At 48.2% G+C, this 15,338-nt stretch carries 11 protein-coding genes; 2 read left to right on the top strand and 9 right to left on the bottom strand.

The window, feature by feature from the left end; genetic code table 11:
• The first annotated feature begins 42 nt into the window (after positions 1 to 42).
• Complete coding sequence (locus tag MKZ12_RS10025; protein ID WP_339260210.1) at positions 43 to 726, top strand: G1 family glutamic endopeptidase; 684 nt, start codon at positions 43 to 45, stop codon at positions 724 to 726.
• A gap of 119 nt (positions 727 to 845) precedes the next feature.
• On the opposite strand, the gene MKZ12_RS10020 is transcribed toward MKZ12_RS10025, so the two are convergent.
• The 9 genes from MKZ12_RS10020 to MKZ12_RS09980 all read right to left on the bottom strand — a co-directional run bounded on the left by MKZ12_RS10020 (position 846) and on the right by MKZ12_RS09980 (position 14,364).
• On the bottom strand, positions 846 to 1,337 hold the full coding sequence (locus MKZ12_RS10020; protein WP_339241055.1) for a hypothetical protein: 492 nt from the start codon (positions 1,335 to 1,337) through the stop codon (positions 846 to 848).
• Between the two features lie 135 nt (positions 1,338 to 1,472).
• Positions 1,473 to 2,903, bottom strand: a complete 1,431-nt coding sequence (locus MKZ12_RS10015) for an NAD(P)/FAD-dependent oxidoreductase (RefSeq protein WP_339260208.1) — start codon at positions 2,901 to 2,903, stop codon at positions 1,473 to 1,475.
• 334 nt (positions 2,904 to 3,237) lie between these two features.
• Positions 3,238 to 3,474: a DUF896 domain-containing protein gene (locus tag MKZ12_RS10010; RefSeq protein WP_339241052.1), complete on the bottom strand. Its 237-nt coding sequence runs from the start codon at positions 3,472 to 3,474 to the stop codon at positions 3,238 to 3,240.
• Positions 3,475 to 3,585: 111 nt separating this feature from the next.
• Positions 3,586 to 7,935 carry a collagen-like protein gene (locus MKZ12_RS10005; RefSeq protein ID WP_339261368.1) on the bottom strand — a complete coding sequence of 1,450 codons (4,350 nt, stop codon included), beginning with the start codon at positions 7,933 to 7,935 and terminating at the stop codon, positions 3,586 to 3,588.
• 996 nt (positions 7,936 to 8,931) lie between these two features.
• Positions 8,932 to 9,885 carry an SDR family NAD(P)-dependent oxidoreductase gene (locus MKZ12_RS10000; protein ID WP_339261366.1) on the bottom strand — a complete coding sequence of 318 codons (954 nt, stop codon included), beginning with the start codon at positions 9,883 to 9,885 and terminating at the stop codon, positions 8,932 to 8,934.
• Positions 9,886 to 10,002: 117 nt separating this feature from the next.
• Positions 10,003 to 10,524, bottom strand: a complete 522-nt coding sequence (locus MKZ12_RS09995; RefSeq protein WP_339261365.1) for a TetR/AcrR family transcriptional regulator — start codon at positions 10,522 to 10,524, stop codon at positions 10,003 to 10,005.
• A 336-nt stretch (positions 10,525 to 10,860) separates the two neighbouring features.
• The gene (locus tag MKZ12_RS09990; protein WP_339260206.1) at positions 10,861 to 11,640 is read right to left on the bottom strand and encodes a hypothetical protein; all 780 of its coding nucleotides are present in this window, start codon (positions 11,638 to 11,640) and stop codon (positions 10,861 to 10,863) included.
• A 33-nt stretch (positions 11,641 to 11,673) separates the two neighbouring features.
• Complete coding sequence (locus MKZ12_RS09985) at positions 11,674 to 12,654, bottom strand: ABC transporter substrate-binding protein (RefSeq protein ID WP_339260204.1); 981 nt, start codon at positions 12,652 to 12,654, stop codon at positions 11,674 to 11,676.
• A 108-nt stretch (positions 12,655 to 12,762) separates the two neighbouring features.
• The gene (locus tag MKZ12_RS09980) at positions 12,763 to 14,364 is read right to left on the bottom strand and encodes an AraC family transcriptional regulator (RefSeq protein WP_339260203.1); all 1,602 of its coding nucleotides are present in this window, start codon (positions 14,362 to 14,364) and stop codon (positions 12,763 to 12,765) included.
• Between the two features lie 553 nt (positions 14,365 to 14,917).
• Here MKZ12_RS09980 and MKZ12_RS09975 point away from each other — a divergent pair.
• Positions 14,918 to 15,337 (top strand): MarR family transcriptional regulator, encoded by a 420-nt coding sequence (locus MKZ12_RS09975; RefSeq protein WP_253433129.1) that lies wholly within the window; start codon positions 14,918 to 14,920, stop codon positions 15,335 to 15,337.
• Position 15,338 lies beyond the last annotated feature (1 nt).

Below are 15,338 nucleotides of genomic sequence, written 5' to 3'. Positions count from 1 at the left end.
ATCTGATAATCTAGTCCCGATTTTATAGAAGGTGGTAACCTGATGACAGATCGTCCACACAAACGGCAAAAACCCTGTTCCCTGCATCAGAAAAAGAAAGATTCCTCTTCGCGTTTTGGATGGGTCTCATCCAACTGGAGCGGTTATGCTTGTACAGGAACACCACACCAATACCGCCGCATCTCAGCAGAATGGACAGTTCCCTGTGTTCTACCTAGCAAAGGTAACTTGTATTCATCCGCATGGATTGGGATTGATGGCTTCAAAAACAGCAGTCTGATTCAGACCGGAACAGGTCATGACTGGGTTCAAGGCAAGGCCAGCTATTATGCCTGGTGGGAGATCCTGCCTAACGCAGAAACCATTATTCCACATCCCGTTTCCCCTGGCCATCACATTCGAGCAGTCATCGCCAAATTAACGCCCAAAACCTGGTGCATTACGCTCTCTAATCTAACGTTAGGCTGGACCTTCCGCACCATTCAGTGTTATTCAGGTCCGCAATCCTCTGCGGAATGGATTGTTGAAGCTCCCACTGTTGGAAGCTCTATCGCCTCCATGGCGCGGCTTACCCCTGTAACCTTCAACAAATGTCGCCTGAACGGAAAGTCTCCTGCTTTTCGTACCTGTCAAAAGGGAATTATGATTCAAGGGCGGAGGATGGTCTCCATCCCTGGCAATCCTAATCGTTGCAAAGACGGATTTACGGTACGTCGCGACACTTGAGTATCTAATTCTAATGATCGAACGATGTTTTTTCGTATCTCCATCAAAAATCCTGCAGCCTCCAGCGCTTTATGCGCGGCGTTTGCAGGATTTTGCTGTGCATGGGAATCTCATGACGTTCAAGACTCTACAAGCATGGCATCCGGTTTGGGTTTAAGCCATTTGCCATCCTCATTAATAAACGCCCCCTTGAAGCGTCCCATCTCTAATTGTTCAATCAGCTTCTCCTCGTCCATGACCAGAATCTCAGCGAGCTGTCCCGAGGTGTAATAATCAGCGGGATTGTAATCGAGCAGCACAGGAACAGACGTATCATATAGTTCTTTGATCAGATTCTCAAAGGAATGCCGACCCAGGTTCTTCATATCTCTATAGAACTGCAAATGTTGGGACACCATATTACGGAAAGATTTATTCTCCAGATGCAACCACAACGTATTGCAGGCCTGAACACTCATATGATTTTGTTCTACATCGTAAAATTGCACTTCTTCAATCTTCATGTATTTCTCTTGAAATGCAACTATTTTAATCAAAGGTACATTCCGTTTGCGTGACGCTTTTTTCAAATGGGCTCTAAACTGTTCATAGTTCATTTTTATTTCATTCATCTATTATCCCTGCCTTTAACATGTTCCAACCGACATTTTACAACAATTTAAAGGCAAGTGTAACCTTCATCATGTGAAAAACCAAAAAACGTGCAGCATCAGATGCCACACGTTCGCTATCTTATGGAGGTGCGTTTACTCAGCGAGTGCACCCGTTTTCACCCATGTAGCCGTAAATTCCTGTTCTTCATAAGCATAGAATTGTTGCAAAATAACCTCCCGATCATCGAGGAACAATTGATCCGCTATGGCAGAGACCAGTTTCGGCACGGCACTCTTGGTCCCCGATATGGCCGACGCCGACAGACCACAGCTGGCAAGTGCAGAGTAATTGAATACAAACAGTCCATGTAACTGCTTCTCACCTTGTTCACTCCTGCTAGTCATCGCAAACCCCGAACTCAAGTAAGGATGTGCATCCAGTAATTCATTGCGATGCTCTGACGGAGCCTCATAACGGTCTTTCCAGCGCGCAATGTATGGCTCCACGAGCCTCAGTTCAGGACGAAGTGCCGGATCACTTAGCAGACCTGTGCTAATAATTAGAAAATCAAACGTATATGCTCCTTGTGCCGTATGCACAACCGCCCCCTGCTCCGTCGCTTCGACATTCAGCCAAGGCGAGTTCAAATGCAGTTCGAATCCAGGCCAGGCTGCCGCGCGATTAAACGTATCGTTGGTGGGTGGTTGATTGAATTTGAAGAAATGAGAGATCACTTCATATTTATCGGCAACCGGAAGAGCATGGTATCGCTCGATCATCCCGGATTGCTCCATCTGACGAATGGGATTAACACTAGGCAGCTTTTCCCGTCGTACAAATACATGAGCTTCCGCCACACCCGTGGCAAGAGCATAACTCGCATTATCAAAAGCAGAAGCGCCGCCACCAAGCACAGCAACCCTTTTACCTTTTAACCGATCAAAATTAATCGCTTCAGACGTATGGGCATACAGCTCCCGAGGTAATCTATCCGCAATCATGGATGGCACATGCCACTCTCCGCCACCTTGTATCCCCGTAGCAAACACGACTTTACGAGCAAGTATGACATCCATCTGAGTTCCTGTTTTATTCACATGAAGTCGATGTATTCCGTTCTCTATCGGCTCAACAAGTGTCAATTTCACCTCATTAAGCACAGGCAGATTCAGCACTTCCCGATACCAGCGCAAATAATTCATCCATTCTCCACGCGGGATCTTGTCTACCTCTTCCCAACCTTCGCGTCCAACCTGTGCTTCCCACCATGAACGAAAGGTTAACGAGGGGATACCCAGATCGATGGAAGTCAGATGCTTGGGAGTACGCAAAGTTACCATACGCGCATAAGTCTCCCAAGGTCCTTCAAACCCTGATGGATTCTCGTCAATGATGACAATATTGGAGATCCGTTCTCGAAGAAGTCCAAATGCCGCCCCTAATCCACTCTGACCCCCGCCCACAATGACAACATCATAGACATGACCCTCTGCATGTTCTCTTGGACGCACCCAATTCGTACCGCCAAATGACAAATAATCCAGATCATTTTTCACACGCTCATTCAAAGCTTCCAGGCTCATGATTCATCAACCCTTTCGAGATACATATATGAAATAGTCTTTTTCAATCATTTTGATGTCAGTTTGTTGTTAGTTAATACACGAAAAATGATTCTTTTCCCTTGTATTCTTGAAATATATTAGCGTTATTATAGGGGTTATCGAAGATGAATTGAAGTTGACGGAAGCTTTATTGTCATCAAAACTAAAAATAACTAACATGCTTGTAAATCCGCACGAATTACCTAACAGGACGGTACCTTCCTCTTTGGTGTGCTTCCTTTAGACTCAAGGTTCGCAAAAAACAAAAAAAGACAGACCAAGATGTACCTTGGTCTGTCTTATTAAAGGAATGCTATTGGCCGGCCTGTTCACGGCGCTGCAATTTTTCATTGGTTAATTTCTCAGGGGTCACATCATGACCCAGTGGGTCCACAACGGATACTGCCAGCATGGTTGTCAGTACCTGACCTCGAATAGCCTGCAAATATTGTTTTCTAAGCTCGTGCTGCTCGCTTTGTTCTTCTTTGGTCAAACCAACGCTACGTTGTTTTCGACTTAATTCGTTAATTCGTCCCAGAATAGGAATCATGAAATCCACCTCACTTCTTAGTCCACTTTCCAAAAGATATTTCGAATATCTTCAAACTAACTTATTACAAGTTTACGAATTTGTCCATAGGCACAATCCGTTGGAAAGTTATTAGGTGATCTCATGTACAGACCAAAAAATACCATTTGTTGCGCCGCTACCCAGGTTCAACGTAATCGTTAGCCCGTTTGCGGCATAGAACAATCCAATTACATCTCCAGCATTCAATGCCACTTCTACCGCCAAAGTAACAGAACTGCTCCCCAAGACTGCCCGTAGAGTAAGCAATGTAACGGCTACGTTTAAGATGGGCAACAAACCACTAACAAGCGTAGTTACCGTAGGTGATGTTCTCTGGACAAGAAAGGCTGGGTTAACCCCAGCGCCCAGTGATAAGGCGATCGCTGCGGTCGTTGCATAATTGATCGTGGCCACAATGGAATATCTGCCTGTCACTGGTACCGTATAATTTCCTGTCGTTGCGTTGAAGTTGGCGTTACCATAATAAGGACTTGTTGTCGTCCAGTTGGTTAATTGTGTGCTCGTTGCTGTAGAAAGTGTAGCCAAGAAGGCTGAAAACCCTTCTGTAGCAAAGTTAGGCCCGGTTGGCCCAGTGGCTCCTGTAGCCCCTGTGATTCCTGTTGCTCCTGTAGTGCCAGTTATTCCCGTAGCTCCGGTCGCACCTGTTGCACTCGTCACGCCAGTTGCCCCCGTAATTCCGTTAGCCCCAGTTGGTCCTGTCGGGCCGGTTGGACCTGTAATACCTGCTGTTCCAGTTATCCCCGTTGAACCAGTTGCACCCGTGTCTCCTGTGACACCTGCAACTCCTGTTGTTCCCGTGGTGCCTGTTGTTCCTGTAGTGCCAGTAGCTCCGGTCGCACCTGTTGCACCCGTAACACCAGTTAATCCAGTCGTGCCGGTTATGCCAGTTGCTCCAGTAGATCCGGTGGGTCCGGTAGCTCCTGTGGTACCTGTAACTCCCGTAACCCCCGTCTCTCCAGTAATACCAGTTACCCCAGTCTCACCTGTGATACCCGTGGCACCAGTTATGCCTGTTGTGCCAGTGGCACCTGTTGCTCCAGTCAATCCCGTTGCACCCGTGATGCCGGTAGATCCGGTTGACCCAGTCGATCCCGTTGCTCCAGTAGATCCGGTGGGTCCGGTAGCTCCTGTGATACCTGTGACTCCCGTAGATCCCGTCTCTCCAGTGATACCAGTTACCCCAGTCTCACCTGTGATACCCATGGCACCAGTTATGCCTGTTGTGCCAGTGGCACCTGTTGCTCCAGTCAATCCCGTCGCACCCGTGATGCCGGTAGATCCGGTGATCCCAGTCGATCCCGTTGCTCCAGTAGATCCAGTGGGTCCGGTAACACCAATTGGACCTGTGACCCCAGTTATGCCTGTAGTTCCTGTTTCGCCGGTAACTCCCGTGGTACCTGTGATACCTGTGATTCCCGTTACACCTGTGACACCTGTAAATCCTGTTTCGCCAGTTGCACCGGTTGACCCAGTCACACCTGTCGCACCCGTGATGCCGGAAGATCCGGTAACTCCTGTGATTCCTGTTACGCCAGTGACACCCGTAAATCCAGTAATTCCTGTTTCGCCGGTCGCACCTGTTGGCCCCGTCACACCCATTGTACCTGTGACCCCGGTTATCCCTGTCTCTCCGGTAATACCCGTGGCACCGGTTATGCCTGTCGTGCCCTGTTCGCCAGTCGTGCCAGTGGCACCTGTTGCTCCCGTAAATCCAGTTGCTCCAGTAGTTCCTGTCGCACCTGTAACTCCTGTGCCACCTGTTGCTCCCGTTGCTCCTGTGATTCCCGTTAAGCCTGTGACACCCGTAAATCCAGTAATTCCTGTTTCGCCAGTTGCACCTGTTGGCCCCGTCACACCCGTTGTACCTGTGACCCCGGTTATCCCTGTCTCTCCGGTAATACCCGTGGCACCGGTTATGCCTGTCATGCCCTGTTCGCCAGTCGTGCCAGTGGCACCTGTTGCTCCTGTAAATCCCGTCTCTCCAGTGATACCAGTTACCCCAGTCTCACCTGTCGCACCTGTCGCACCTGTAAATCCTGTAGTTCCCGTAACGCCAGTTATGCCTGTAGTTCCTGTTTCGCCAGTACCTCCCCTGCTACCTGTTGGTCCCGTTGCTCCTGTGACTCCCGTTACGCCTGTGACACCTGTTGCTCCCGTAAATCCCGTCTCCCCAGTGATACCAGTTACGCCAGTCGAACCTATGATACCCGTGGCACCAGTTGACCCCGTTGCACCTGTAAATCCAGTAATTCCTGTTTCGCCAGTTGCTCCTGTTGATCCTGTCACACCCGTCGTACCTGTGACACCGGTTATCCCTGTCTCTCCTGTAATACCCGTGGCACCAGTTATGCCTGTCGTGCCCTGTTCGCCTGTCGTGCCAGTGGCACCTGTTGCTCCCGTAAATCCCGTCTCTCCAGTGATACCAGTTACCCCAGTCACACCCGTCGCACCCGTGATGCCGGTGACGCCCGTGCTACCTGTTTCTCCAGTAAATCCAGTTTCTCCAGTAGTTCCTGTCTCGCCAGTAACTCCCGTGCCACCTGTTGCTCCCGTTGCTCCTGTGATTCCCGTTAAGCCTGTGACACCCGTAAATCCAGTAATTCCTGTTTCGCCAGTTGCACCTGTTGGCCCCGTCACACCCGTTGTACCTGTGACCCCGGTTATCCCTGTCTCTCCGGTAATACCCGTGGCACCGGTTATGCCTGTCGTGCCCTGTTCGCCAGTCGTGCCAGTGGCACCTGTTGCTCCCGTAAACCCCGTCTCTCCAGTGATACCAGTTACCCCGGTCTCACCTGTCGCTCCCGTGATGCCGGTGACGCCCGTGCTACCTGTTTCTCCAGTAAATCCAGTTGCTCCAGTAGTTCCTGTCGCACCTGTAACTCCTGTAGTTCCCGTAACCCCAGTTATCCCTGTAGTTCCTGTCTCGCCAGTAACTCCCGTGCCACCTGTTGCTCCCGTTGCTCCTGTGATTCCCGTTAAGCCTGTGACACCCGTAAATCCAGTAATTCCTGTTTCGCCGGTCGCACCTGTTGGCCCCGTCACACCCGTTGTACCTGTGACCCCGGTTATCCCTGTTTCTCCGGTAATACCCGTGGCACCGGTTATGCCTGTCGTGCCCTGTTCGCCAGTCGTGCCAGTGGCACCTGTTGCTCCCGTGATACCAGTCGTGCCGGTAGATCCCGTTTCTCCAGTAGATCCAGTGGGTCCGGTCACACCAGTTGGACCTGTGACTCCGGTTATCCCTGTCTCTCCTGTAATACCCGCTGCACCGGTTATGCCGGTCGTGCCCTGTTCGCCAGTCGTGCCAGTGGCACCTGTTGCTCCCGTGATACCGGTCGTGCCGGTAGATCCCGTTTCTCCAGTAGATCCAGTGGGTCCGGTCACACCAGTTACCCCTGTGACTCCCGTAAATCCCGTCTCTCCAGTGGTACCAGTTACCCCAGTCGAACCTGTGATACCCGTGGCGCCTGTTGCACCGGTTGACCCAATCCCACCCGTCGTACCCGTGATGCCAGTGCTACCTGTTTCTCCAGTAATTCCAGTTTCTCCAGTGGTTCCTGTCGCACCTGTAGTTCCCGTAACGCCAGTTATGCCTGTAGTTCCTGTCTCGCCAGTAACTCCCATGCTACCCGTTGCTCCTGTGATTCCTGTTACGCCTGTGACACCTGTTAATCCCGAAATTCCTGTTTCGCCAGTTGCCCCTGTTGGCCCTGTCACACCCGTCGTGCCTGTTTCGCCGGTTATACCCGTAGTCCCGGTGAATCCTGTCGTACCAGTTATGCCAGTACTTCCAGTTAATCCGGTTACCCCAGTCGGACCTGTAACACCTGTTACACCCGTCTCCCCTGTGATGCCCGTGGTTCCTGTTTCTCCAGTTAATCCGGTTGCACCGGTCACACCAGTTATACCCGTAACTCCGGTAATCCCCGTGATCCCAGTAAGTCCAGTTGCACCTGTCATTCCTATGGTTCCTGTATCTCCCGTAGATCCAGTTCCCCCAGTAGCACCAGTGGGACCCGTGACACCAGTTGAACCTATGTCCCCTGTTATGCCCGTTTCTCCAGTGGCACCAGTAATTCCAGTAATACCTGTCGTGCCGGTTGAACCTGTCATTCCATTTATCCCAGCAGGTCCCGTTTCCCCAGTCGCTCCAATGGCTCCGGTCACACCCGTGAGACCGGTTAGACCTGTCGCTCCAGTCGTCCCTGTTACGCCAGTAACTCCTATTACACCTGTTGGACCCGTCGTTCCTGTATCTCCTGTTGAGCCGGTAGGACCAGTAATCCCAGTAACTCCTATGAGTCCCGTCACACCAGTCGTTCCGGTGGCCCCAGTTAACCCCGTTTCTCCAGTAACACCTGTTGTTCCTGTTGTCCCTGTTTCACCGGTTACTCCAGTTGTCCCCATAAATCCAGTCATTCCGGTTATCCCAGTAGCCCCCGTGGGTCCCGTGGCACCATCCGTACCTGCAACCCCGGTCACCCCCGTCTCTCCAGTAGCTCCGGTCACACCTACACTACCTGTCGTTCCGGCTGCGCCAGTTACTCCTGTGTTACCCGTGACTCCTGTTATCCCAGTTAGACCCGTTTCTCCGGTAACGCCAGTAATTCCAGTTGCACCAGTCGGACCCGTGACTCCTGTTTCACCGGTTGAGCCCGTAAAACCAGTTAGTCCCATCACACCAATTCCAGTTGGACCAGTTGCTCCTGTAAATCCGGTGCTGCCCGTAAAGCCAGTTATACCAGTATTTCCTGTAGCACCAGTCACGCCTGTATTACCAAATCCGGTTATTCCAGTTGCGCCGGTTGTTCCTGAGACTCCAGTCGATCCGATGCCAGTTGCTCCCGCCTCACCCGTTGGTCCGGTCGTACCTTTAAATCCTGTAGCTCCAGTCACACCTGTGGTCCCCATTAGTCCAGTAGCTCCTGTGGCTCCAGTTACTCCGGTACTTCCCGTAATTCCAGTTACTCCAGTTCGTCCTGTTAGACCGATTGCTCCCCTTTTGCCAGGAGATCCAGGGTCTCCGATTAACCCTGTAACTCCAGTTGCTCCAGTGTATCCTCTCATCCCCCGATAACCCCGTGGGCCTCGAAGGAAAGGGCTTCTGTGGCTTTTCTTTTTTTTGCATTTACGTCTGCCTTTTTTACAAGACTTGCTCTTCCTAAGGCTAGCGTGCTTTTTTTGTTTTTTTACTTTCCGTTTAACTTTACTAATTGAGGAAATCTTGCGTTTCTTTTTGGACATAACGCTCACTAGAAAATCCCCCCCTCCTTGTACACCCACGTCAAATCTCCGCTTTTTACAATAGTACACTCTATGCCCAGGACTAGCTTTGTGCGCCCCCATTCAGGATACCTCTGAAACTCCCATAGTTAGTGATCAATCAATTACTTGTCCCGAAAGATATATTCCCTTCTACTCCCCCTGCAACTCCTTAATCGTTAACGCAATTCCTTCTTCAAAAGATGTTGCCACAACCGGGCCAATCCGTTCCTCATACTTTTGTCTACTCAAGATCAACGGGTCCACCGTCAGATATAACATCTCTACAATTTCTTTCATAACGGGTACACCCAGTCCAATCAATGACAGTCCCACTTTTCCTAACGCGATCACAGGTTTTCTTCTCCCCGCAGCCTTCTGTGCCATATGCACAATCTCATGACCCGAGATGATCCCCGATCCAGGAATGTTCCAGTTCTGCCCATATGTCGTCTCCCTGCTTGCCAATTCCACCACCATGACCGCAGCATCCGGCAAATAGATATACTCTCTGGCTACCTTCATATTCCCGATAAAAAAAGCCATCTTGCCTTTCGCTATCGCTTCAAGCGTGGAACCCAGATAGGAAGCCTGATTGGCCGTTGGGCCATAATAGTCTGGCAAGCGAACAATCATCACCTGAGCTCTGCTCCATCTTCTGCTGAATAACATTTGTTCATAGGCAAGTCGTGTCTTGCCTTTGCGGGTATGTGGCTGCTTCGGATGTTCTTCCGTTACCTCTTTCATTTGTCTTTGGCCATAAGGGTAGATTCCGTCTATTACAACCACGTTCAGCCCCAAGTGATCTGCCGCCGTCATAACGGATTCACCCAGCGGAATCAGTCTGCTCTCCATTTCGTTATACGGAACGTTCGCACAATGGAACATGATATCAATTTCCTGGGAAGCAGCAATAATATCATCCGACTGAAATGCATCTCCCACTGCGATTTGTAGGTGACTCGGAGATCCCAGCTTTACCGCAAGTTGCTCCAGTTTTTGACGAGAGCGCCCAAATGCAATCGTAGAAATTCCCCGTCTAATCAATTCCTCCGTAATCGCTGCACCTGTTCCACCTGTGGCTCCAATAACAATAGCTTTTTTCATCATATACCGACCTCTTTCATTAATTTAGTGATTGATCAATTACTTCCTGAGAACAATATAAACCATATTTAGTGATTGATCAATAACTAAATTTAAAAAAGGGACTTCACTCCCTCTCTATCGATCCTTTAGCTCCGGCATATCCAATGCTGTAGATACATTACACAACATCCCGATCGCCAGGAAAATCATGGTTCTTTTGAGTGGTTCCGCAATTCCTGCAACTGTGAAAGCTTCCAGTACCATGCTTCGTACATCACCAATGCCTTTTTGCATGGCCTGACGAATGACTTCTTCCCGGATGGTTTGCGCCTGCATTTGTAGCAAGATCTCACTCTTGTGAGATTCCAGAATCTTATCGTAGGCTTCAATTAAGTCATTTTCCAACTGATCTGGCGTCGCCGTCTCCACAACGATTCGGAACGCTTCAATCACTCGTGTCCATGAGACTTCAATTGCAGTTAATAATAAAGCTTCTTTTGTTTTAAAAAAACGAAAGATATACGGCTGTGAAATCTCTGCCCGTTCAGCCACTTGAGCTGTAGTCGCACGGTAATAACCAATTTCCGCGAAGACGTCAATCGCTGCAGAGATAATATCATTTCGCCGATTAACCGATGCTGCTGTATCTTTAGCCATCATTTTTCCCCTTCCAACGCACAGTTATGAATTGATCAATAACTTGAAGTATATCCGATCCAGGTAATCAACGCAAAATCCAAAAACGTGAAAAGTCATTCATTTTTGAGCTTACTCGGATTTTATCCCTACGTTTGCCTGAACTTTCTCGTCCAAAACCAACAAACCCGCAGACGCTGGCTTAAGCGGCTGCAGGTTATGGAACATGTCGATGTCCAGACCGATTCTTTATAAAGAGGATTTGGGGACATGGTCTCGCCCAAGCCTCTGGCGTCAGTTTCGAAGAGAACAAGGATCGTCGAAGCAGATACGACGATGCGGTACGAAAATGTCAGTTCACTCCTGTAGAAGATTATGCAATCGGGATTCCGAATCCAGCTTCGGACAACTGTCGCAATAACCATGTGTATGACTGCCGTCTCCAACTTGATAAGCCAAACAACAATATCGACGTATCAAGAACGGCGATCCTTGCCACTCGGGGTGATCAAAGCGATTCAGCTCCATGGCAAATGTAAATGCATTTTCATTTTGTTCGTCAAGCCATATGCTCTGATCTTCCTTGATCTGTGCAAGCCGTTGATCCGTCTTCCATATTCTTTGATCATTAATCATGCGTTCATACAATTGTTGCACATTATGCGCAACCAGAGACCACATGACCTTATCACTCGCTCCTGTACTAATGGCTACTGCTCGCAGAACAGGTACCAGATGTAACAGCATTCTCTTCTTGAGCAAGGTACTCTCTGACCTGCGCTGGACAGGATCGGGACCTTCCAGAAAGATTTTCTCTAGCAGAGTCTCATATCGCATGCCGCCTGATCCATTCAATGCGAACCGTATATCATCATCTGCCATACTAAGTGTAGTGTCGTATAGACTGAATGCAGAAATTACGGCCATTACCAACACCGAATAACGCTTGGCAAAAAGTGTACCGACAGCTACACTCCCTTTTCCATCCAATTGAAGCCCTTGTTGCATAGCCTGTTCACGCAATATTAAGTCTCGTTTCTCTTCATCCAGCAAATCCTTCACTCGGAAAGGAAACTTGGAATCATTGCAGTCTGCTCGGATCGTCGTCACAAAAAATTGCTGTAATACTTCCGACATCTCTGAATGGTTATGTCCTGGATAATGTCCCATCTATGGAATCATATCTTCAACTTCGTTAATAATCTCGCTGCGACCGATTGCTCCCCAGCCCTTAAATAACCAGAACGAGTCTGTCGTATAGACCTGATCTTCACCAACAGCCGGCACTTTCTTCCAGAGTGAGCTTGCATGGATGTTGTTTAGATAGTCCTCGGCATTCGGATCAACCTCAAGAACGACGAAATTGGCATCAATATCCGCGATTTTCTCTATGGACAGGTCCTCACGCTGTTCGCCAGGCGTCACAGCAGTGGGCACAAATCCAAGATCATGATACAACAGCGTGTTGGTTGGATGCCCTTTTTCCGCATAAATTTGCAAAGTCTTCTCTCTGACACGCAAGTAAGCCAGCTTTTTCTGATCCAATTGTTCGATCTTCGCTTTTAGTTGTTCCGCCTGTTGCTCCACCTCTGCGATTTTCTCCTTGGCCAGATCGACCTTGTTGAACAACCCGGCTATGGTCAACAGATCCTGTGTCCAATACGTTGTGTCATCTTCATAATCCAGCCATTCATTACCAAGTACAATCGTCGGAGCAATTTTCTCCAACTGCTCATATGTACTCTCAGCAGTTCGACTCTCAACAACGATGACATCCGGATTGATCTGAAGAATAGCCTCCAGATTAGGACTATCTGCCGACCCTACTGTTGGCACATCAGCAAGCTGATCTGCAAGATAAGGCAGATAATCTCCGCCATAACGAACTTCTACATTAACGCCTGCTGGTTTCTCACCAATCGTTAACATGTGATCGATGTAAGCGGCAGACAACACAACCATACGCTCTATTTTTTGCGGTACAACCGCTGTTCCTTTAAGATGCTCGATCGTTTGTGTACCACTCTCTTCCAAAGGTGTATCCTGTTGCTCAGGCATTGCTTCATTTACTTCCGATGTCTTGCCACATGCGGCCAGTACGAATATAAGCAAGGCCAATAGTACCATCGTTGCTACTCTCTGTCTTACCATTTGTAGTGAATCTCCTCTACTATTTAATAATAATAATCATTATCATTATAGTAGGGAAAAGCAAACAAGCTTGCCATGAATTATTCCACGCTCTTCACTTGCACAATATCACCGTACAGTAATACCAAGCTGCTCTGCTACATATCGCATAGCCCACGTCCGTCCGGTTGGCCCCAGCGTCTTGAAGAAAATATCTCCTGCATTATAGACATGGCCTTCTTGAACAGCCTTTAATGCCAACCATTCACTAGATTGCTGCAATTGCCGTAGTTGAGCGTGCGCCTCTTCCGTGGGATCGACCATTACAAACACATGATCCGCGTCATATAACTGCAAATCGCTAACTTGCGTCTCCACAGCCCACTGATTTTCCGGGAAATGGCTAGGCAAATGGAATCTTAAATCATCATACAATAGGGCTCCTGTCTGGTTATTTAATCCATACATTCGGTAGAAATGAGAAGTCACCCGGATGAACATGGCACTCTGTTTCCCCCATCTCGATTGAATTCGTCTTCGAAGCACCTGACTCAGGTTCTCATGTTGTTCAATCCACTGCACAGCCTGTTCGGTACGTCCCATAATGTCCGCTATATACAGTAGTCTTTCACCACAATGGTTGGTATGTTCCAGCATAGTGGTGGGGGCGATATGATGCAGGGATGCATTCGGCTCTAAACGATTACTTGTAATGATCAGATCCGGTTGGACTCGTCTCAACTCGTCATAGTTCTGATTGAAGCTGTCCAGGATAAGTCCCTGATGACTGTGTACTTGAAGCTCAGGAACAGCAACATGGCGAGCCACTCTCTGACCATAAGATAGTGCGGACACTGGCGTCATACCAAGCGTTATCACATAGTCATCCAACCCGTAATACAATGTGGCAATGCGACTCACTTTATTTTTCATATATAGCGTCGGTGCGACGCCTTCGTTTTTCTTGAAGACTCTGCTGAAATAGTGCTCATCCCTATAGCCTACCTGCTCCGCAATTTCCTTGATTTTATCTGAAGAAAACAACAGCTGCTTGGCCTTCGCCATACGTTGTTTCAGGATATATTCGATCGGAGTCATATTTAATTGCCGTTTGAACGTTCTTATAAAATGATTCACACTAAGCCCTGCCATGCCGGCCATCTGATCGACTCGAATGTCTTTCATATACTGATGCGTCATGTATTCAAGTGCCCGATCCATCCCCGCTAAAGACGGAGCTGCTTCATTCACGTGTATCATTAGCTGAATCAATAACTGATGCAAAAGATGTTTCCTGCGCGTCTTTCCCAGACTCGTGAAAGAGTCTTTTCCATGTACCAAGGTATCCATGCTCTCCCGAATATCAGACGCGTTGGAAGAAATGTTAAGCTTGCCTGTAACAGGAAAATCAACTGTATCGCTATGCCAAGCATTTCGACTCCGGGTAAGTGTCACACAGGAAAATAAAATGATCTGATATCGGACTGTGGCTTCCATATCTGTCTGAAACTCCACATGCATTCCTGGCTTTAACAAAAACCAATCGTCTTGGGACACCGTATGTATAACGTTATTCATAGTCAAAGATCCCTTGCCAGCAATAATCCTGCAAATGGCGTATCTCTTCCAGACCCTGCGGCTGAGAGTACCCGGATTGCTAGAGTACTGGCAGACGTGGACAGCAGAGAAATGTAGTTGCTCCATTTGTTTGATCCAATCATTTTCGTTCATGCTGACGTCCCTTCCCTTGTCGGATCGAAGCCTATACTCGCCTGACTAAGCTATATTATTTTGCTTTCCGTAATATGTTTGTGATCGTATCCAGCGATTCCACAGCTTGATGTGATCATTCAAATTCATATCTTCTGTACTTACCCTCCGATCCATATGCACCTTCATGCTGCTCAGCTGTTGTAAGAACTGCTGCCTGTTGCGTTCGCTCGATATATCATGTCTTCTTAATTATTATAGATCAATTGATAATAATTCTCAATAACATGGACCATCGATATAAACTCATACAGATGGACATCCTATACAGACCACTATGCTTCTGCACCCGGATAATCCAGGTATAATCTTCTTTTCTTCACAACCTGTTGCAAAATCATAAAAGGCATGATATATTAATTGAGCCATCAATGATTGAGGCATCAACTATTGATACATCAATGATCGAGAGCATACAAATAATCATTAGGCAATGGCATTGTATACTGGAACATCATTTATTGGTTAACATACGCCGTTGTTCATGATTCAGATTCACCCGGGAGGTCTAGTCATGACACGTATTGTTTCCAAAGAAGAACAGATCATCAACCTGCTGAACGTATTGGGCAACAAAATCAGTCCCAAGTTCGAACGTTGCACAGGTATCAGTTCCTCACGCTTTGAGATTCTCCATGAACTGGATCAGGTCGATGAGATCAACCAGTCCATGCTGCAGAAAATCATTAACATTGATAGTGCTGCGATTACACGCCACTTGAAGCAGCTTGAGGCAGACCTGATGGTCACAAGACGTAAAAACCCTGAAGATAATCGGGTAACTTTTGTTCGTCTCACGGACCACGGTCGGAAGCAGATTGAAGGCTACAAAGCTGAGAAGACCAATTTTATCAATCAGATTTTGCAGGATTTCAGTGAAGACGAGGTTCAAGCGCTCGCTGATTTCCTCGAACGTATGCAGAACAATTTTTAAC

Origin of the sequence: Paenibacillus sp. FSL R5-0713 (assembly GCF_037973325.1) — a bacterium.
Taxonomy (GTDB): Bacteria; Bacillota; Bacilli; order Paenibacillales; family Paenibacillaceae; genus Paenibacillus.
Note: the sequence above shows the minus strand (reverse complement) of the source record. Positions and strands in the feature narration are given on the sequence as shown.

Bases quoted from the DNA above. Each gene is read 5' to 3' on its own strand.
- MKZ12_RS10015 (WP_339260208.1), bottom strand. From the start codon at position 2,903: ATGAGCCTGGAAGCTTTGAATGAGCGTGTGAAAAATGATCTGGATTAT.
- MKZ12_RS09990 (WP_339260206.1), bottom strand. From the start codon at position 11,640: ATGTCGGAAGTATTACAGCAATTTTTTGTGACGACGATCCGAGCAGAC.
- MKZ12_RS09975 (WP_253433129.1), top strand. From the start codon at position 14,918: ATGACACGTATTGTTTCCAAAGAAGAACAGATCATCAACCTGCTGAAC.
- MKZ12_RS10005 (WP_339261368.1), bottom strand. From the start codon at position 7,935: ATGACTGGATTTATGGGGACAACTGGAGTAACCGGTGAAACAGGGACA.
- MKZ12_RS10000 (WP_339261366.1), bottom strand. From the start codon at position 9,885: ATGAAAAAAGCTATTGTTATTGGAGCCACAGGTGGAACAGGTGCAGCG.
- MKZ12_RS10025 (WP_339260210.1), top strand. From the start codon at position 43: ATGACAGATCGTCCACACAAACGGCAAAAACCCTGTTCCCTGCATCAG.
- MKZ12_RS09985 (WP_339260204.1), bottom strand. From the start codon at position 12,654: ATGGTAAGACAGAGAGTAGCAACGATGGTACTATTGGCCTTGCTTATA.
- MKZ12_RS09980 (WP_339260203.1), bottom strand. From the start codon at position 14,364: ATGAACGAAAATGATTGGATCAAACAAATGGAGCAACTACATTTCTCT.
- MKZ12_RS10010 (WP_339241052.1), bottom strand. From the start codon at position 3,474: ATGATTCCTATTCTGGGACGAATTAACGAATTAAGTCGAAAACAACGT.
- MKZ12_RS10020 (WP_339241055.1), bottom strand. From the start codon at position 1,337: ATGAATGAAATAAAAATGAACTATGAACAGTTTAGAGCCCATTTGAAA.
- MKZ12_RS09995 (WP_339261365.1), bottom strand. From the start codon at position 10,524: ATGGCTAAAGATACAGCAGCATCGGTTAATCGGCGAAATGATATTATC.